This window comes from Niastella soli, from assembly GCF_017742245.1.
Lineage (GTDB): Bacteria > Bacteroidota > Bacteroidia > Chitinophagales > Chitinophagaceae > Niastella > Niastella soli.
The window spans coordinates 2,446,163-2,464,261 of record NZ_JAGHKO010000001.1; the positions used below are offsets into that span (position 1 = coordinate 2,446,163).

Genomic DNA, 18,099 nt, shown 5'->3' on the forward strand with positions numbered 1-18,099 from the left:
AGACAACCATAAACCACAAACCACAAACAATAAGCTATAAATGTCATTATCAATACTAATCCTCCTGCCACTCATAACTGCCATTGCATTATTACTTTGTAAGGGCTTGAAACCAGTGCGTCTGGTGGCGTTAAGCGGCGCGGTGGTGCAATTGATTGGCGTGTTGATATTGTTTTTTTATTATTGGCAACAACGGGCTGCAGGCAATACCGATGCCATGTTGTTTGTGGAAGACCATGTTTGGTTTGCGCAGTTGAATATTCATTACCATATTGGGGTAGATGGAATATCCATTGCCATGATCCTGCTAACGGCTTTTGTAACAGTGGCAGGGATCCTGGTTTCCTGGTCGATGGAAAAACTAAATAAAGAGTTTTTCTTTCTGCTGGTGTTGTTAAGCCTGGGTGCATATGGCTTTTTCATTTCTCTCGATCTGTTCACCTTATTCTTCTTCCTGGAAGTGGCCGTTATTCCCAAATTCCTGTTGATCGGTATCTGGGGCAGTGGTAAAAAAGAATACAGCGCCATGAAACTGGCATTGATGCTGATGGGGGGCAGTGCCCTGGTGTTTGTAGGATTGGCCGGCGTTTATTATAATACGCAAACAGTTGATGGCGCTCATACCTTCGATCTGATTCAACTAGCACAATTGCATATTCCGGAAGCTGTGCAAAAATTGTTCTTTCCATTTGCTTTTATAGGCTTTGGTATTTTTACCGCCTTGTTTCCCTTTCATACCTGGGTGCCCGACGGACATTCTTCTGCCCCTACCGCTGCGTCGATGTTCCTGGCTGGTATTTCCATGAAGCTGGGGGGCTATGGTTGTTTACGGGTAGCTCAAATAATGCCTGATGCGGCACAGTACTATTCGTGGATCATTATTTTGTTGGCTACTATCGCCATAATATATGGCGCCTTCGCCACCATGATGCAAACTGATCTGAAATACATCAATGCTTACTCCTCGGTTAGCCATTGCGGGTTTGTTTTACTGGGCATTGGCATGTTGACAAAAACAGCCATGATGGGCGCGGTTATGCAAATGGTTTCGCATGGGTTAATGACGGCCCTTTTCTTTGCTGCCATTGGTATGCTGTATAACAGGACCCATACGCGACAGGTAGCGCAATTGGGCGGACTATTAAAAGTAATGCCCTTTATCACAACGGTTTTTGTGATTGCCGGTTTGTGTTCATTGGGATTGCCAGGTCTTAGCGGGTTTGCAGCCGAGGTTACCGTGTTGATGGGCGCCTGGGAAAAAGCAGATGCCTGGTACCGGCTGGCAACTATACTAGCCTGCGCCTCCATTGTAGTGACCGCTGTTTATATATTACGAGCTATGGGGAAAGTGATCATGGGGCCATTACAGGTCGAAGGCGGTGCAACTATTACGCTGACCGATGCTGACTGGAATGAAAAAGCCGCAGCAGCCATTTTGATCATTGGCATTGTTGCTATTGGTATGGCGCCTTTTTGGTTAACCGTGTTGATCAATCATTAAATAACTATGCTGACTGACTTCTTTATACTCATGAAACAGGAACTGGTCATTACGGTGATCATCTTTATCCTGTTGCTGCTGAAGATTGGGACCGATATGTCCAATGAAAGCTTCATAAACCTTACAAACGGGTTACTTCTGTTGAACCTGGTGGCGGGGTTTGTGGGCAGCCAATCGGGCACATTGTTCGATGGAATGTTCCTTACCAATCCATTGATAGTACTGGAGAAGAATATTTTGAGCCTTGGTACCCTGATCGTTTCGCTGCAATCGGCCGACTGGTTGAAAAGGCATGACCATGTGTCCGAGTTTTATATTTTACTGTTGTGTACCCTGTTGGGCATGTTCTTTATGATCTCGGCCGGCAACCTGTTGATGTTTTATGTGGGGTTGGAGTTGTCGAGCATACCGATGGCAGCCATGGCCAATTTTGATCTGGCAAAGAAAAAGTCATCAGAAGCTGCCATGAAGTTTATTATATCATCGGCGTTTGCATCAGGATTGTTATTGTTTGGCATCTCTCTGGTGTATGGGGCCACCGGTACCTTATCGTTTTCCGAGTTGTCTTTGCAGATAACCGGCGCACCGTTGCAAATATTTGCCTTTGTATTATTGCTGGCTGGTTTTGCCTTTAAGATCTCGGTAGTTCCTTTTCATTTATGGACGGCCGATGTGTATGAGGGTGCCCCGGTAGCGGTTACCTCCTGGTTATCCGTCATTTCAAAGGGATCGGTTTTATTTGTGTTTGTCGCCGTTTTGAATAGCGTATTCAGATCGCTTACTGACACCTGGTATAATATGTTGTTTGTGTTATCGGTGTTAACCATTTTGATCGGCAACCTGTTTGCCATCAGACAAAATAATTTCAAACGATTTCTGGCATTTTCTTCCATTGCGCAAATTGGTTTTATTCTGGTAGGTATAACCGGCAGTCCTAATTATGCCATTACATCGGTGGTATATTTTGTGTTGGTGTATGTATTCAGTAACCTGGCTGCCTTTGGTGTGGTGGCATTGGTAAGTGCTGTAACGGGCCGGGAGCAGGTAAGCGATTATAAAGGATTTTATAAAACCAATCCAGTTCTATCGTGGGTGTTGACGATTGCGTTGTTTTCACTGGCGGGAGTACCACCTACGGCCGGGTTCTTTGGGAAGTTTTTCCTATTGTTATCAGGCGCCGGAAAAGGCAATTATGTTTTGATTGTCATTGCAGCGTTGAACATGATCATTTCCTTTTATTATTACCTGCGCATTGTGAAGGCGATCTTTATGGATGCCAATGAGCAGCCAATTGAAAAGTTAAGCATCCCTGCCTATCCCAGGCTGGCAATGATCATTTGTGTGGCCGGTATTATTGTAACCGGTTTGGCCGGTTATTTATATGACTATATTTATGCGTTGACTTATAGATTGTAAACTTCCTGTATGGCTATAAATAAAAATCATGAGTTTGAAGACCTGGATGGCGTTAAATGCGCCATTGTGGAGAAGAATGCTTCGCAAGCACGGGTTGATTTTATAAAACCATTATTGGAGTTTAATAAATATACCGTGATAGTAGTGGCATCGCCGCCACCAAAGACCGCTGCCCCTGCAGCCGCAGCTAATGGGGAAGCGACTGCTGAAGTTACACCACCACCACCGCCTGCTTCTTTTACCATTGGCGTAACCGATGTTACCTTCAATGCTACCAATGCCATCTTTGGGCGATCATTAAAAACGCGGAGTGGCCAGGTGGTAACGCTGGCTTACTGGCATCAAAAGGAAACCGTTAGTCGGGATAATATACCCTACTTCACAAAGAAGTAACTATATCAATTACGTAAATAAAAAAGCCCTCCCAACTTGTCGGGAGGGCTTTAAAATTTACAATGATTTATTAAAGTGACTCAATAGACACTGTAGTGGATTTTGCTTTTTTATTGTATTCAGATACCATGACATGGCCTTCTTTCGCGGGGAATACATAGGTGAAGTTATTTCCGTCCTTCTTTGGTATGGTACGAATCACTTTCTTTGCATTCATGCTATAAATGAAAATATTATACTTATCATTTATGATAATGTGCGTATTTTTTTTCTCCGGATCAGCTGCATAATAATAGTTTCTTGTGTCGAAAGTCCACCCAAATCTTGTAGAATAAAATCCGCCATGATCTCCATCCACAGTATTGTCGACAGATAAAGCGCCTTTTGCATTTTGTTTTAACAATGTGGTGGGTTGTATTTTTACTTTTGTATAACCAAAATTAGCAATCCAGATAGGAGGAACAAGCAACGGGATTGTAAGAACGGTACCAACTATAGAACCCACTTTGGTTCTTTTAATGAATGAGGTGCCGTAAAAATAGGTATTACCCTGATAATCTTTAAAGGCGCCTGTGTAATGGGTATAGGTGTCATTATCCAGGTTCCTGCCCCTTTTATTAAACTGCGATTGAGATCCATCATTCCAGTAGGAGTAAACCTCAGCTACATCACTTTTCTTAGGGCCGTTAAAATTTAAAGTATATACACCAGCAACTACGCCTTTTGCAAAATCCTTGGGAGTGGTAAAACTATAATGTTTAGAGTCATCCCTGATGTTACCGCTTATAAATAGATTTCCGGTAACAGGGTCATTCCCTATACCTTTTATAAGTAAAATGTTGCCTTTCTTATCTTTTAAAGTGTATTTAAAATTATAAGTAGAATCTGAGGCATGATAACCGAATACTTCATCGGCGCCTGAGGATGCGGTATTCCCAATTAGTGCATAAATGTACTGTCCGGATGTTAACAGGTTCATAAGACTCAAATTATAGTCGGTCTTAATTGTTTTTTGCCATAATTGATTACCTGCTATGTTATAGGCAACGAGGCTGTTTTTATTTTCATCGCCAAACAATAAAGCGAATCCTTTTCCGGGAATGTTACGAAGATGTACATGTTGTTTCAGGCTGCCACTGCCGATAAAGGTTTTGCTGGCAACCTTACCTGAATAAACCGAATTGGTCACTTTTACAGGTATAGCATTTGATTTTACTATTTTACCATCCAGGCTCAAAAACTGCGTAAAGATCGAAGACTTTTCCTTATCCAGAGCCTGTTTGTATTCTTTTCTGCTGTTATATTCATAGTAAAAGAAGTTTGACTTAAAATAGGCCAGGCATAATACGTCTTGTTCAAAGCTCACTCCATAAAGAAAAAGTTTATTTTCCCTGAATTTGACAACACCAATATCGTTCAGGTTTTCGTCCATGATGGTGATCTTATAGTTGAACGAGTCGGCGCTTGCTTTCTCCAACTGGGTAAAAACCAGGTAACCTACTAAGGAGTTATCCTGATAAATAGGTTTTACCTGGGATTGAATGTCTTCGCCAACTTCCTGAAAAACTTTTTTCTGCGCATGAGCATAACTCATGGTTAATAGCAGCAGGAATGCTGATAGGGCTTTTTTCATTGTTGATTGTATAAGGGTTATTTGAGTATTTGATTATTTAGAAAACATTTGAGCAAATTCGCAGTACATACTGTTCTCATTGCCGGAGGTAAATTCTTTGGCAGCTCTGGCCTTGTTTTTATCTGAATTATCGGGGTCCAGCGCCAGGGTAGACATCAGGTTTTTCATTGCTTTTTCGCTGGCCGGCATATTTTTCCAGAAGCCTGCAGCCTGTAAAGTTTTGCAGTATTGTTCCAACTGCTCACGTGGAATTTGCTCCAGCAGCGTTTGCAGCTCGTAATAATCTTTTGAGATATATTCCTTTTGTACTACTCCAATGGCATTGAACCGGTGCATTTCCCGATCGGAATAGTACAGGCCGGTAATGATATTATAAAGCATAAAGTCGTACCATTCGTCGGTATTCCCTTTATCTTTTTCAAGCAGGATGCGAAATAAACAAGGTGTAAGGCTCATGTTTGAATACATGTTCCAGATAAGCATTTTCTGGGCCTTAGAGTGAATGTTTGCGGGAATGCTGGTATAGGTAGCGTTGCTGGTGGTAAGGCTACGGGTTTTATTATAGCGTTCTACACAATCCGGGTGGGTTTTTAAAGAGTCTTCCACGCCTGATGTATCTGTAAAATTATAAGATCTTGTTGAAAGGCCTTTAGACCGTTTTTTTGTCCAGCTGTCTTCAAAAGAAAGGGTATAAGTCGTGAAATAGTTTTTAACCGGGGTCTTTAAATGTTGCTGGTAAATAATATCTGAGCTATCGAGGCGTAGAAAGAACTGCGCATTGAATGGGATATTGCTTTTTTTCAACAGGATAATTGCCATTGAATCGGCATCGCTTTCATGGTAACGCTGGTGTTTGCTTCTGCTGAAAGAATAGTTTTCGAGTACTTTCCTTAATCGTGATAGCCTTTCATATTTTGAATCGAGCACCGCATTCAAATTCTTTTCATATTCTTCGGAGGTCAGCCATTCAGCCCGTTGTTTCATGGCATTGTCTGGGTGCGACATAATGTTATGTGAAAGTTCATGGGCGATCACCAATGACAATTCTTCCCTGGATTGGGAATAGGCAATGATCCCCAGGTTAACAACGATCACATTTTTTCCAACGGCATAAGCATTGACCGAAGAACTTCTGTCGATCAGCAATAGGGGCTTTTCTGGTATCGATTGTTTATTGGCCTGTACCAACTGGGTGATGATACCATCGATATAATTATAAACTTCGCCGTCATGTATAAAGTTATTTCCGTCAATTGCGCTCGTAAGGAAGCCGGTGCGGTCGTCCCATATTTCCTTGTATTTTTTCTGGGTCTTTTTTTCTTTGTACAGAGCAGGGCATTCCCAGGCTTTCGATAACGAGTCTTTTAGTTTTTTGTAATATACATGCGAAAGATCCTGGAAGTTGTACAATGATTGGGTTTGGGAAATTGCCGGCAATGAAATAAGAGCAAGCAAAACTGTTTTTAAGGGTTTAAAGCAGGGCATTGGATACGATTTTTTACGATTCCTATGTTACGTAAATTTACTAATTAAAAAAAGATATTCTGTTTTTTTTACTAACGACTGTTAAAAAAAAAAGCAGAAAGGGATAGTTCACCCTTTCTGCCTTTCACTTAGTTAAAACTGATTTCCTTGCTTCTTATTGCGCCTTTTTATATTTTTCTTCGGTGGTCAGGTTTCCGTCATTATCAGATTTAACGGTCATCCAGCCTTTTGTATCTTCCAGCTTTACAAAATATTCAAGTCTGGAAGCGCCGGTTTCCGTTATGATAGAAACTTCTACAACCCCAAAGATGTTCTTATTAGGATACGCTTCTTTTACTTTTGAACGGATCAGGAATGGTAAGTCCTGTTCAAAATAGTACCGGGTAAATTCAGTTATTCTACCGTCTTTCAGGTACACAATACGCGAACGAACACCATCTGCAACGAAATTAACTACCCAGGCTTTTGGCATTTCATACCAATGAACCTGTTCAGCTTTTGGAAAACTGGTAGAGAACGTTTTGATCAGATTTTCGTCTGGATCACGTGCAAGTAAACTAAAACTAAGAAACAGAGATGCGAAAATGAATAGTAACTTTTTCATGGCTAAAACTTTTAAACTTAAATAATCGGACGTAAAAGTAAAAAGTATTCGGACTATTTGGGTGTCCGGTTTTTATATTCCAGGTAGTCCGGTTCAATGGGGCAACAGTAAATTATTTTTGTGTTATCCCACTAGATAAACATGAGGACAAAGTTGATACAATCGATCAACAGAAAATTGTATAAATCGGCACAATAACGAGGAACCGTAAAATTATTTTGAGCGGATGGTTTTGACCAACAGGTCAACGGCCTGTTCTATTTCTTCTTCATTCATCCAGCCAAAGCCCATGCGGGTGGCATTCATAATAGATGCAGTTGAGGTATTATGGATCAAACCATTTGAAAGAATGAGTCCTTTTGCTTTTAACTTTTCGGCAAAGGGCGGAAGTGGAACTGATTTATGGAATTTTGCCCAGATAGCAAGGCCGCCGTCGGGCATTTTAAAATCTATAATATCTGATAATGAATTTTTTAACAGGCCACATAATAGATCCCGCCGCTTGTGATAGGCAAGCACTGCTTTTTTCATGTGCCGTTTAATATGTCCTTCTTCAAACATTTCAATCAACGCCAATTCCATAATAGGGTCGCCCTGGCAATCTACAATCTGCCGAACGCGGGCCAGTTCCAGTATCAGGTTTTCAGGCGCTACTATATATCCGGTACGGATAGCCGGTGCCACCGTTTTACTAAGTGTTCCAATATATACAACCATTCCTTTGGTATCGGCACTAACCAACGGTAGTAAGGGGCTGCTTAAATAATGAAAATCGTAATCGTAATCATCTTCAATAATGATAAAACCATATTTCTCAGCCAGCGATAATAATTTAATGCGGCGTGCGGCCGACAGGGTTACTGTGGTAGGGTAGTGGTGGTGTGAGGTAATGAACAGGGCTTTGATCTTTTTACGACGACACAATTTTTCAATAGCGTCCACATCTATGCCATAATCGTCTACTTTTACCCGTGCAAGCTGCGTACCGGCCATCAGGAAAACATGGTCGGCATAATAATAATTGGTATCACCTACAATTACCGTATCACCTTTTGAGAACAAAACAAGCGACAGCAGATAAAGGGCCATCTGGCTACCCCTGGTTACCAAAATGTTTTCAAATGTTGTTTGCAGGCCCCTGCTGGTATTCAGGTATTCCGATAAAACAGATCTGAATTTTTGCACGCCTGCTGTTTCCACATACGACATGAACTTCAGGTAGGTATGCCGCGATAAAACGCTTTTATAAGCCCGGCCCAATTCATCGGAAGGGATCAAACGCATATCGGGTCCATCATGAAAACCCATTAGATGCCGCATGGGTGGTACCGGCGAACGCAGCACGTTGTTTACTTTAACCGAATAGCCGGTAGTGGTAGGAAAAGCATTGCGTTTTTGATTGGCCGTCAGACGCCGGGCGTTTGTTTCCGGTAACTCATTACTGGTGAATGTCCCTTTTGAAGGATGCATTTCAATCCAACCCTGTGCGTCGAGTTCTTCATAGGCCCGCACGATCGTTTTTCTATGTACTTCCAGTATTTCAGCCATTTGGCGGGTGCCGGGTAATTTTATTCCGGGGCCAACACGGCCTTTTCTCATTTCCTGTATAACAGAGTTGGCTATTTGCAGGTAAACTGGTGTGTCACAATCCTTTTGAAATTGTATGATCGTTTTCCATGGAAGCATAGTGGACTACCTGGTTGGTTGAAATTGACTACTAAGATAGTCCATTTATTGTGTCGCCACAACCCATGGCACGATTTTTTAACGGATAGTCTCTATAATATATTTTACTATGCGTGATTGGCTCAGAGGATTAATTGCCGGATATGCCGCCTGGAAATGGGGAGGAGGGTGTTTGGGTACTATTGTCGTTTTTATGTTGGTATATTGGTTATTACAAGGCTGTTAGATCCAAAAGGAAGTGTTCCCGACGGCCAGTTTCCGGTTACCGGTAATGCCGGCCGGGTAGCAGGTCGCAGGTAACTGTATTTCATCCCTCGCAACCCGTTATTCATAGGCTTTTTACTAAATTCCCCTGCTTTTCCCGATTTTTATGGTACTATGAAAAGAGTGCTATTGCATAGTGCCTTCTGGCTTATATATCTGCTGCAGGATACCGTGCTGGAAATTGTTTGGGTAGGGCCCGCTTTAAAGAACATTCCGGAAAATGTGCAATTCTGGATGGCGTTTAAAGCCGCCATTGCCGCCTGGGTTCCCAAATTGATATTTACTTATTATATATTATACATCGCCATTCCTGAAATTGTAAAAGGCACCAGAAAACTTTTCTGGACCATCTTACAGGTAACGGGCGCCATTATAGTCACCATTATATTATACCGGCTGATTTTTGTGTATTGCATTAACCCGGTCATTTATTCAGGCATGTTAAAGGACAGGCCATTGTTTCACCTGCTCAGTGTGCTACTGGCGGTTATGGATATCGGATTTGTTTCAGGGGTTGCCATTACTTTAAAATTACTGCGTATTCAACTGGCGGCCCGCGAACGTGAAAAAAACCTCATCAAAGAAAAGCTGGAAGCCGAGCTCAAGTTCCTGCGTCATCAAACCAACCCACATTTTTTATTCAATACATTGAATAATATTTATGCGCTGGCCCGTAAGCGGTCGGAACATACGGCGGAAGTGGTGATGCGGTTATCGAAGCTGTTGCGTTTTATGTTATATGAATCAAAAAGTGATTTCATTAAGGTGGCCGATGAACTTAAAATACTGGATGATTACATAGCACTGGAAAAAATGCGGTATGAACGACTCACTATTCACTTTCAACGCGATATTGATGAACCTACGCAACAAATAGCCCCCTTGCTGTTACTGCCATTTGTTGAAAATGCGTTCAAACATGGGGCCAGTGAAAGCCGGTTCGATTCTTTTATCCGCATTCAGGTACAAGTACAGGAGGGACAGCTTACCTTTAATATCGAGAACACAAAAGAAAATCATACTACGGAAGACATAAAAGATAATATCGGGTTGTACAACGTTCGGCGGCAACTGGAACTAATGTACCGGGAATATGACCTGCAAATACAAAATGAACCGCATATTTTTTCAGTACGGTTGTATATAAATTTAACCAGCTATGCACAGGTATAACTGTATAATTGTCGAAGATGAGCCTCTGGCGGCGGAAGTGATAAAAGACTATATTGATCAGGTTCCTTTTCTTCAATATAAAGGGACCTGCACCGACGCATTGTATGCTATGGACCTGTTGCAAAAAGAAAAGATAGACCTGGTGTTCCTGGATATTCACCTGCCAAAATTAAAAGGACTGGATTTTATTAAAGCTCTTAAAAAGCCACCACAGATCATTATCACTACTGCCTACCAGGAATATGCGTTGCAGGGCTATGAGTTCAATGTGGTAGACTACCTGTTAAAACCGATCGAGTTCAGCCGGTTTTTAATGGCCGTTAATAAGTTGAAAGAACGGGAGATCATGGAGGCGTTGCCTGCTTCAACCACGACAGGTTCCGAAAGAGCGGCCCTGTTTTTTAACGTTAGCAAAAAGCGGGTGAAAATCTATATTGACGAAATTCTTTTTATTGAAAGCCTCAAAGAATACATTCGCATTACAACAAAGGAGAAATCCATTCTCACCAAATTTCAGTTAGGGCAAATTGAAGAGATGCTGGCAAAGAACGGTTTTCTGCGGGTACATCGTTCGTTCCTGGTAGCCAAAAATAAAATAGAGGCATTTTCTGCTACTGATATAGAGATTAACGGAGAGCAGATCCCGATAGGAAGAAGCTATAAGGAGGTTGTAATGGCTGTGTTGGATACGTGAAACGGCAAACGTGAAACATGAAAGCCTTTATTGCGGGAGAAATCTGGAACTTGCAACCTGAAACTGCTATTCGTAGGTTGCAAGCTGCATTTCATTGAATAAACAACTTCGCAAGGGGCTATTTCGCTAATTTAAGCTCCAAACCAACAACTGCCCAAATGACAACCGTTCAAACCGTTGCAGAACAGCCATTACCTACATCAAATTCCCTGGTGAAAACAATTGCCTGGGTAGGATTACTGGCCGGAAGCCTGGATATTATGTCTGCCTGTTTGCAAGCCTATCTTATGCGCGGAACAACCCCGATAATCGTATTACAATATATAGCAAGCGGAGCCTTTGGGAAGGTTGCCTTTTCAGGCGGTTGGCTGATGCCGTTGTTGGGCCTACTGTTTCATTATATTATCGCTTATAGCTTTACGACCTTGTTCTTTATAATATATCCTTCTATAAAGTTCTTCTCAAAGAATATAGTGCTTACAGCAATTATATATGGCATATTTATCTTTATAGCCATGAATATGGTGGTACTGCGTTTTACAAAGGTCCCACCCATTACCTTTCATTTAGATAAAGCCATGATGGCAACCGGGATCCTGATCGTGGCTATCGGGTTACCGGTTGCTTATTTTGCCCGGAAATATTATCGGAATAGATAAAATTCCAGTAAGGTGCTTTAATTATCAGGCGTTCTAAAAACGCAAAGCACGGGTATGCGTGCATGGTTGATGATCCGTTGCGAGAAAGGACCAATAAAAGATTGTTTGGTGGCCACATCTACAGTAGAAGAGATAACAATAAGGTCTGCTTTGGATTTATCGGCTTTGTCCAGTACTTCTTCCCCAATATGTTTTCCATTACTGTAACTGACCTCATATTGCACAGATTGTTTCCAGCCTTTTTTCAGTTCATTGGCTATTTCAGTCACCTGTTTCAGGTCTTGCTCTTTACTGTCGATGGAGATGCCGAATAGTTCGAAGTTGCTGCCTGGATGTATCTTGGTTACCAGATCACTGATGAACTGGTATTTTTTAAAAGCACCGAACGTTGGCCTTATTGGAAAGAGCACCTTGTTGAAATCGTGCCATCGTTTACCTTCCGGTACAATCAATACCGGACAGCTGGCATTTTTAATAGTGAAATAAGAATTGGATCCAATAAAAAGGTCCCGGTGCCCTGATGCGCCATACGCCCCCATCACAATAAGATCAGGTTTTATATCGAATGCCAGTCTTACAATAGTAGGCCCAATAAAGCCTTCTTTAAAAATGACCGTAGTAGGAATGCCATGCCGTTGCTTTATATTATCGGCAATAGCATGACCAATCTGGTTGGCATTTTTAATTGTATAGGTGTCCTCTGGTAGATATCCTGCATCATCGATATTTAATAATATTAATGACGCATTATTTCTTTTTGCAATAATAATCGCCGTTTCCAGTGCATTAAAGGATGCCTCACTATAGTCGGTCGGGATAAGAATATTTGTCATTATTGAGGCCGTATTGTGAACAATTATTTTTTCCGGGGTATGGCGGCTGTTTTGGTGGTATCGATCAAACGGGTAAGTTCAATAACCACTCCTCTCAACGAATCGTTTTGTAAGATCAATTCCCTGTTTTCCCATTTATAATCAACGGTTTGTTTAAAAAGGAAACTGCTTACAACACCCAGTATCATAATAAACGCGAGCAGAAATACATATACTGATCGTTTTATTTTCATTGCGCCATTTCTTTCCCAGGCAATTTATTACCGGATAATTATGGTGCAATTAATTAGGTGTTAGAAGTTTATTAGAATTTAGCTGTGGGTATAATGATCACAAATTCAGTACCCTGGCCAGGTGTAGACGATACGTTAATGGTTCCTTTATGCAATTTTATAATACGATAGGCCAATGAAAGGCCAAGCCCAAATCCGCTTTGGTGTGAAGTGGTATTTACCCGGTAAAAAGGCTGGAAGATATATTTTAGTTCTGGTTCAGGAATACCCATTCCTTTATCTGTAATGGAAATAGTGATCGTTTCCTCTTCTGCCTGCAGTCTGATGATAGCTTTATGATCTTCCGAATATTTACAGGCATTCGAAACAATGTTTTTAATAGCGGTAAATAAGAGCTCCGCATTGCCAAAGACGATCAGTTTTTCTTCTTCAGCAGGCATATCATTGAACGAGAGGGTTACGAGGTAATCGGAATTGCTTTTTTTCATTTCTCCAGGCAAACTCATCAGGATCTCATCCATACGCACAGGACTGATGTTCAATCCGCCCGCGTCACCTGAAGCCTGCGCAAACTCAAGCAGCGTTTGGGTTAATTTGCTCAGATGTCGAACATCCTGGTAAACAGATTCCATTACAATCCGGTATTGTTGGGCTTCCCGATTCTTTTGCAGGGATACTTCCAACTGACTGCTGATAGCCGTTAATGGAGTGGAAAGTTCATGCGAGGCATTGGATACAAAACGGCGCTGGGTCTCGAAGCTGTCTTGTAACCGGTTCAACAACTGATTTAGTGTTTCCGACAAATAATGCCATTCATCTTTTACAGAGCCGGTGCTGATTCGCCGGGCAAAGTTCTGGGCGGTTATTTCATTTACGTCATCGGCAATTTCCTTAATGGGGCGCAATAGCCTGCCTGAAAAGAAATACCCGCCTACAAACGCGATAATGATGCCTGCAAAAAAGCTGAAGCGTAACACGTTCGACAAGGTCCTGATATTGGCCTTCCCATCCTTATCATAAGCTGCCGTGATCACCACAATGCGGGTGGTGGCATTGGTATAATGATAGGCGACGGCTTCCTTATTGCCCAGTTTGAAAAAAATGGTGCCTTTAATCCGGGCATCATCAAGGATGGCCGTGTCAACAACCAGGGTATCGCTTGGGGCGTCGCTATAGCTGTAGATCTTTTCATTGCGATAGTCGTACGCCTGAAAAGTTTGGTCTTTAAGGTTGTTGGAAGTGGAAGAATCAATTTTACGAATAAGGTTTCGATCAAATACCTGCGACTGTTTCAAAAGCCGCGCAAGGGTAATGGCACGGTTGGTCAATCGCGTTTTTATATTATTGGTGCGTGCCGTATACGGAAAATAGTAAGCAGTTGCGCATACCATGGCCAGGATCACAAATACAATTAGACAGAACAATAATGTTATGCGCAGTTTTACAGGCATCAGCGTTCGTTTTCCTTTAAAATATACCCCATGCCAACGTGGGTTTGGATCAGTTTACGTTCGTACGGCTTATCAATTTTATTGCGAAGGTAACTTATGTATACGTCAATGATATTCGTGTTGGTGTCAAAATCAATATCCCACACATTAACCGCAATGGCTGCTCTTGACACCACTTTATTCTTGTTTCGTAACAGGTATTCCAGCAATTGAAATTCTTTGGCGGTCAGGTTAATGATGTCGTTACCCCGGCGCACTTCCTTACTGTCGAGGTTCATACTCAGATCGGCTGCCTTTAAGATATTACCAACCGGCACGTTCTGGTTCATAGTACGTTTCAACAGTACCCTTATTTTCACCAGCAATTCTTTGAACTCAAAGGGTTTCACAATATAATCATCCGTGCCGGCATCGTACCCTTCCATTTTATCGTTCAGGGTGCTTAGAGATGTTAGCATAATGATGGGGATATGCGTATTATGGGCTCTTATAATTTTGGCCAGTTCGTACCCATTTATCCCCGGCAGATTAATATCAAGGATCACCAGGTTAAAACCATGCATAAAAAATAACCGCTCACCTATTTTACCATCATAAGCCACTTCCACATGGTAACCATTTTCTGAAAGTCCCACGTTTAAGGTGTCGGCAATTTTTTGTTCGTCTTCAACGACCAGTATTTTCGTTTCTTCCATAACCTATTATAACTGTGTGCAATTACACGCAATGCGCAATCTAAGTTACAATTTCAAAATTTATCAATTATGACTGCAGAAAATTGGCGGAATGAGAGAGTTCTAATCCACTTCTAATTTGGGATTAAGCGTGACCTAATTCACACGAAATAAGTTTGACAATAAGTTAAAAACGATTTTAAAGAAATGCTGATGAAAAAAGGAACTCTTCTCTTCTTGTGCGTTATAACCTCATTGGTTGCCGTATCACAAAATAGTGAGGATGCAAAAAAGTTCATTTATTATGAGCGATATAAAAGTGCTGAAGAATTGCTGCAACAGATTGTGAAAGCCGACCCGGCGAATGCAGAAGGGTGGTATCTGTTGTCAAAGGCCTATTTGAGTTCAGACAATCCTGCACCACTTGAAAATTTGCTTACTCAGGCTCCAGCTTCCCTTAAGGGGGAGCCATTTTATCAGGTTGCTTATGGCAGTTACCTGTTACATAAAGGGAATAAAGACAGTGCTACCTATTATTTTGACCAGGCATTAGATAAAACCCGGGAAAAAAATGCAGCGATCTTATCTGCCATCGCCAATGCCCAAATAGTTGCCAAAAGCGGCGACGCCAATTATGCTGTAATGCTTCTGAACAAAGCCATAGACCGAGAAAAGAAAGATCCGGCCCTTTTTACAATGCTTGGCGATGCCCAGCGCAAGCTGGGAAATGGTTCAGACGCATACAAATCGTATATGATGGCGTTGGACAAAGATGGAAAGTATGGGGCGGCATTGTATCGCATGGGGAAAATATTCGTTTCGCAAAAGAATCCCGAAATGTACCTGAAGTATTTTAACCAGGTGCTGGAGGCGGATAGCAACTACGCGCCTGCAGTGTACGAACTGTACTACCATTATTATTTTACCGAGCCGCAAAAGGCTATGGAGTATTTCAAACAGTACGTTGCCAAAAGCGATCCTGCCAGAAGCAATGATGTGCTATACACCGATCTGTTGTACCTGAACAAACAATACCAGGAGGCCATTACCAATGCGCAGCAATTGCTTGGCCGTAACAATGGTGATTCAATGCCACGTTTGTATAAATTAATGGCTTATAGTTACCTGGGGATGAAAGATTCGGCCAGTGCAATGACCAGTATGAACCGGTATTTTTCAAAAGAAGTGGATACCAATCTGGTGGTTAAGGACTATGAAGTAATGGCCGATCTGTATGCCAGCGTTGATGGCAAAGAAGATTCAGCGATTGCTTATTATGTGAAAACGGTGGAAATGGCAAAAGACCAGCCTGATAAATTTCATTTTTATAAGAAGTTGTCAGATCTATATAAAGGCCAAAAAGACTATTTGAACCAGGCAAAATGGTTGGGCATGTTTTACACAGACAATCCCAAGGCAACCAACATCGATCTGTTCAACTGGGGTATTGCCAATTTCAAAGCGGAGGCTTATCAACAGGCAGATACCGTGTTTGGTACCTACATTCAAAAATATCCTGACCAGGCATTTGGATATTACTGGCGTGCCCGCGTGAATTCATTGAGTGATTCAACAATGGAGAAAGGGGCCGCTATTCGCTGGTATAACCAGTTGATCTCCATGATCGATAAAGAGTCAACCAACAATACAAACAAAAAATGGCTGATTGAAGCCTATGGTTACCTGGCTGCCTATCAAACCAACCAGGTTAAAGATTATAGATCGGCAACAGACAATTTAAAAAAGATCCTGGCAATAGATCCGGCGAATAAAGATGCACAACAATATATTACTGTGCTCGAGAAAAAGATGGCTGCTGATAATAATACCAGCACAACAGGGACCGGCAAATAAAACGGGAATGATTGGATAACTCCTGTTGTAATCGCTCTTTTTCTACAGGTCATAGGTGAGTTGTCCGCTTGTCGGATGGCTCACCATTTTTATTTTATAGCGAAAAGTTTACAACGCAATTGTCGTTTTATTCACTATTTGACTATGATTATTTTTTATAACTCAAAGTGTGATAGCAAATTTGCTCAATCGTCATATGCTTGAAGATTAGTAAGGAGTGCTTAAAAAAACATCATAAAAAGATGTAAATTTTTTCTGAGAGCGTATAACAATTATTTTTTATTTCAATATTTATTCTAAATTTGAACACCCAAATACATTAACCACTCTTTCCTGTTATTGCTTAAACCTACTTTTCCTTCAACCGTCCCGTTTCAACCGTAAGTATATACAACCAGATTCCCCTCCCGATAAATATAGCTTTGAATCATTTTAATTAGCCCCCGCCCTAATTCGTATGTCCTTTATTATTAGCTGCAAATGAACTTGTGGCCTACGCCTTATCTTGTCCATACATTATACATCAATTTTTGTGAACTCATGTTCGCACCAGGAAAGGTGTGCAAATGAATAACATTATTTTATATAAGGAATAGAACCTATGAGAACGCCTAAAATATAATAGTAGTAGCACCATGTACATCCTGTATTGGTTAAGGTCAGCTTTATAATCTGTAAATCCCATATCTGCAGCCATAGTAACTCATGGCTGCTGCATAAACCACAGCTGAACTTATTATATGAAAAACCAAAGGTGACCGCTCCGGTCGCCTTTTTTTTTATTACTGCACCGCACTTAAAGCGCCGATATAAAAAAGAGGTGTTGATTTTATAGGAGTTGCAAAATTTGCGTTTTGCTGTCAGGTGTTAGCGTAAAATGCCCTAAACCATGCCTGCTGAACCGATGTATCCGCATTAATTGCAAATAATTTGCAATTAATTGTACTTATTTTTTGCAGTTTTGGTGGATAGGACTAAATTAGTGGGAGTAATTCCAGCTGGGTCTATTACCATTATTAACACTAAAAAAAGCGCATCACACATGATAGCTGAACGCAGAAATGCATTGAAAAAACTGTTTGCTTCTGTTGCTGGAACAATAGGATTGGGATTATTCGCAAAAGCCGAAACCACTTCCGGCAAACCCAATGAAAAAGAAGTATTTAATGTAGTAACAGACGACCAGGAGGTGCCGCTTTTCTCAACCGCTATCAAATTCAATGGAATGGTATTCCTGGCAGGCATAGGCGCCCATTTTGCCGGCGACATTAAGGCACATACCGATCATGTGTTGAAAATGTTGGAAAAAGAATTGCTGGCAGCTGGCTCTTCTATGGAAAAAGTGTTGAAAGTGAATGTATACCTTGATGATATCAAGGATTATAAAGAAATGAATGAAGTATATAGAGGCCGTTTTGGAAAAAAACCGCCAGTTCGTACTACCGTGGCCGTTGCCAAGGGCGGCGTGCCGGGTGATTCTTTAGTTGAAATAGATTGCATCGCCTACGTATAGATTTGTGGTTTGAACTATAAACCACAAACAACT

At 41.4% G+C, this 18,099-nt stretch carries 16 protein-coding genes; 8 read left to right on the forward strand and 8 right to left on the reverse strand.

Annotated features, from left to right (window positions below; all coding sequences use genetic code 11):
- The first annotated feature begins 40 nt into the window (after positions 1 to 40).
- The 3 genes from J7I42_RS10255 to J7I42_RS10265 are packed head-to-tail and all read left to right on the forward strand — an operon-like array spanning position 41 to position 3,310.
- Positions 41 to 1,501, forward strand: a complete 1,461-nt coding sequence (locus J7I42_RS10255; protein WP_209138683.1) for a complex I subunit 4 family protein — start codon at positions 41 to 43, stop codon at positions 1,499 to 1,501.
- A gap of 6 nt (positions 1,502 to 1,507) precedes the next feature.
- Positions 1,508 to 2,917 (forward strand): NADH-quinone oxidoreductase subunit N, encoded by a 1,410-nt coding sequence (locus J7I42_RS10260; protein ID WP_209138684.1) that lies wholly within the window; start codon positions 1,508 to 1,510, stop codon positions 2,915 to 2,917.
- A gap of 9 nt (positions 2,918 to 2,926) precedes the next feature.
- On the forward strand, positions 2,927 to 3,310 hold the full coding sequence (locus J7I42_RS10265) for a hypothetical protein (protein WP_209138685.1): 384 nt from the start codon (positions 2,927 to 2,929) through the stop codon (positions 3,308 to 3,310).
- 70 nt (positions 3,311 to 3,380) lie between these two features.
- Here the strand turns inward: J7I42_RS10265 and J7I42_RS10270 are convergent, their stop codons facing one another.
- The 4 genes from J7I42_RS10270 to J7I42_RS10285 all read right to left on the reverse strand — a co-directional run bounded on the left by J7I42_RS10270 (position 3,381) and on the right by J7I42_RS10285 (position 8,718).
- Positions 3,381 to 4,943: a hypothetical protein gene (locus tag J7I42_RS10270; protein ID WP_209138686.1), complete on the reverse strand. Its 1,563-nt coding sequence runs from the start codon at positions 4,941 to 4,943 to the stop codon at positions 3,381 to 3,383.
- Between the two features lie 33 nt (positions 4,944 to 4,976).
- On the reverse strand, positions 4,977 to 6,428 hold the full coding sequence (locus J7I42_RS10275; protein ID WP_209138687.1) for a M48 family metalloprotease: 1,452 nt from the start codon (positions 6,426 to 6,428) through the stop codon (positions 4,977 to 4,979).
- Between the two features lie 154 nt (positions 6,429 to 6,582).
- The gene (locus J7I42_RS10280; RefSeq protein ID WP_209138688.1) at positions 6,583 to 7,032 is read right to left on the reverse strand and encodes a hypothetical protein; all 450 of its coding nucleotides are present in this window, start codon (positions 7,030 to 7,032) and stop codon (positions 6,583 to 6,585) included.
- A 213-nt stretch (positions 7,033 to 7,245) separates the two neighbouring features.
- Entirely contained in the window at positions 7,246 to 8,718 is a 1,473-nt protein-coding gene (locus J7I42_RS10285; RefSeq protein WP_209138689.1) for an aminotransferase-like domain-containing protein, read from the reverse strand.
- 378 nt (positions 8,719 to 9,096) lie between these two features.
- On the opposite strand from J7I42_RS10285, the gene J7I42_RS10290 reads away from it, so the two are divergent.
- From J7I42_RS10290 to J7I42_RS10300, 3 genes are all read left to right on the forward strand, one after another.
- Entirely contained in the window at positions 9,097 to 10,155 is a 1,059-nt protein-coding gene (locus J7I42_RS10290; protein ID WP_209138690.1) for a sensor histidine kinase, read from the forward strand.
- Positions 10,142 to 10,849, forward strand: coding sequence for a LytR/AlgR family response regulator transcription factor (locus tag J7I42_RS10295; RefSeq protein ID WP_209138691.1), 708 nt, complete (start codon positions 10,142 to 10,144; stop codon positions 10,847 to 10,849). The genes J7I42_RS10290 and J7I42_RS10295 overlap by 14 nt, the downstream gene beginning before the upstream one ends.
- Positions 10,850 to 11,007: 158 nt before the next feature.
- Positions 11,008 to 11,508 (forward strand): hypothetical protein, encoded by a 501-nt coding sequence (locus J7I42_RS10300; protein WP_209138692.1) that lies wholly within the window; start codon positions 11,008 to 11,010, stop codon positions 11,506 to 11,508.
- 17 nt (positions 11,509 to 11,525) lie between these two features.
- Here the strand turns inward: J7I42_RS10300 and J7I42_RS10305 are convergent, their stop codons facing one another.
- The 4 genes from J7I42_RS10305 to J7I42_RS10320 all read right to left on the reverse strand — a co-directional run bounded on the left by J7I42_RS10305 (position 11,526) and on the right by J7I42_RS10320 (position 14,720).
- The gene (locus J7I42_RS10305) at positions 11,526 to 12,341 is read right to left on the reverse strand and encodes a universal stress protein (protein ID WP_209138693.1); all 816 of its coding nucleotides are present in this window, start codon (positions 12,339 to 12,341) and stop codon (positions 11,526 to 11,528) included.
- Between the two features lie 23 nt (positions 12,342 to 12,364).
- Positions 12,365 to 12,574, reverse strand: a complete 210-nt coding sequence (locus tag J7I42_RS10310) for a hypothetical protein (protein WP_209138694.1) — start codon at positions 12,572 to 12,574, stop codon at positions 12,365 to 12,367.
- A gap of 71 nt (positions 12,575 to 12,645) precedes the next feature.
- Entirely contained in the window at positions 12,646 to 14,025 is a 1,380-nt protein-coding gene (locus J7I42_RS10315) for a HAMP domain-containing sensor histidine kinase (RefSeq protein WP_209138695.1), read from the reverse strand.
- Complete coding sequence (locus J7I42_RS10320) at positions 14,025 to 14,720, reverse strand: response regulator transcription factor (RefSeq protein ID WP_209138696.1); 696 nt, start codon at positions 14,718 to 14,720, stop codon at positions 14,025 to 14,027. Before J7I42_RS10320 ends, J7I42_RS10315 begins: the two co-directional genes overlap by 1 nt.
- Before the next feature lie 192 nt (positions 14,721 to 14,912).
- Here J7I42_RS10320 and J7I42_RS10325 point away from each other — a divergent pair, with 192 nt between their 5' ends.
- Positions 14,913 to 16,553 carry a tetratricopeptide repeat protein gene (locus J7I42_RS10325; protein ID WP_209138697.1) on the forward strand — a complete coding sequence of 547 codons (1,641 nt, stop codon included), beginning with the start codon at positions 14,913 to 14,915 and terminating at the stop codon, positions 16,551 to 16,553.
- 1,042 nt (positions 16,554 to 17,595) lie between these two features.
- Entirely contained in the window at positions 17,596 to 18,066 is a 471-nt protein-coding gene (locus J7I42_RS10330) for a RidA family protein (RefSeq protein ID WP_209138698.1), read from the forward strand.
- Positions 18,067 to 18,099: the final 33 nt, after the last annotated feature.

Bases quoted from the DNA above. Each gene is read 5' to 3' on its own strand.
- J7I42_RS10315 (WP_209138695.1), bottom strand. From the start codon at position 14,025: ATGCCTGTAAAACTGCGCATAACATTATTGTTCTGTCTAATTGTATTT.
- J7I42_RS10310 (WP_209138694.1), bottom strand. From the start codon at position 12,574: ATGAAAATAAAACGATCAGTATATGTATTTCTGCTCGCGTTTATTATG.
- J7I42_RS10330 (WP_209138698.1), top strand. From the start codon at position 17,596: ATGATAGCTGAACGCAGAAATGCATTGAAAAAACTGTTTGCTTCTGTT.
- J7I42_RS10290 (WP_209138690.1), top strand. From the start codon at position 9,097: ATGAAAAGAGTGCTATTGCATAGTGCCTTCTGGCTTATATATCTGCTG.
- J7I42_RS10280 (WP_209138688.1), bottom strand. From the start codon at position 7,032: ATGAAAAAGTTACTATTCATTTTCGCATCTCTGTTTCTTAGTTTTAGT.
- J7I42_RS10255 (WP_209138683.1), top strand. From the start codon at position 41: ATGTCATTATCAATACTAATCCTCCTGCCACTCATAACTGCCATTGCA.
- J7I42_RS10320 (WP_209138696.1), bottom strand. From the start codon at position 14,720: ATGGAAGAAACGAAAATACTGGTCGTTGAAGACGAACAAAAAATTGCC.
- J7I42_RS10305 (WP_209138693.1), bottom strand. From the start codon at position 12,341: ATGACAAATATTCTTATCCCGACCGACTATAGTGAGGCATCCTTTAAT.
- J7I42_RS10260 (WP_209138684.1), top strand. From the start codon at position 1,508: ATGCTGACTGACTTCTTTATACTCATGAAACAGGAACTGGTCATTACG.
- J7I42_RS10325 (WP_209138697.1), top strand. From the start codon at position 14,913: ATGAAAAAAGGAACTCTTCTCTTCTTGTGCGTTATAACCTCATTGGTT.
- J7I42_RS10270 (WP_209138686.1), bottom strand. From the start codon at position 4,943: ATGAAAAAAGCCCTATCAGCATTCCTGCTGCTATTAACCATGAGTTAT.
- J7I42_RS10285 (WP_209138689.1), bottom strand. From the start codon at position 8,718: ATGCTTCCATGGAAAACGATCATACAATTTCAAAAGGATTGTGACACA.
- J7I42_RS10275 (WP_209138687.1), bottom strand. From the start codon at position 6,428: ATGCCCTGCTTTAAACCCTTAAAAACAGTTTTGCTTGCTCTTATTTCA.
- J7I42_RS10265 (WP_209138685.1), top strand. From the start codon at position 2,927: ATGGCTATAAATAAAAATCATGAGTTTGAAGACCTGGATGGCGTTAAA.
- J7I42_RS10300 (WP_209138692.1), top strand. From the start codon at position 11,008: ATGACAACCGTTCAAACCGTTGCAGAACAGCCATTACCTACATCAAAT.
- J7I42_RS10295 (WP_209138691.1), top strand. From the start codon at position 10,142: ATGCACAGGTATAACTGTATAATTGTCGAAGATGAGCCTCTGGCGGCG.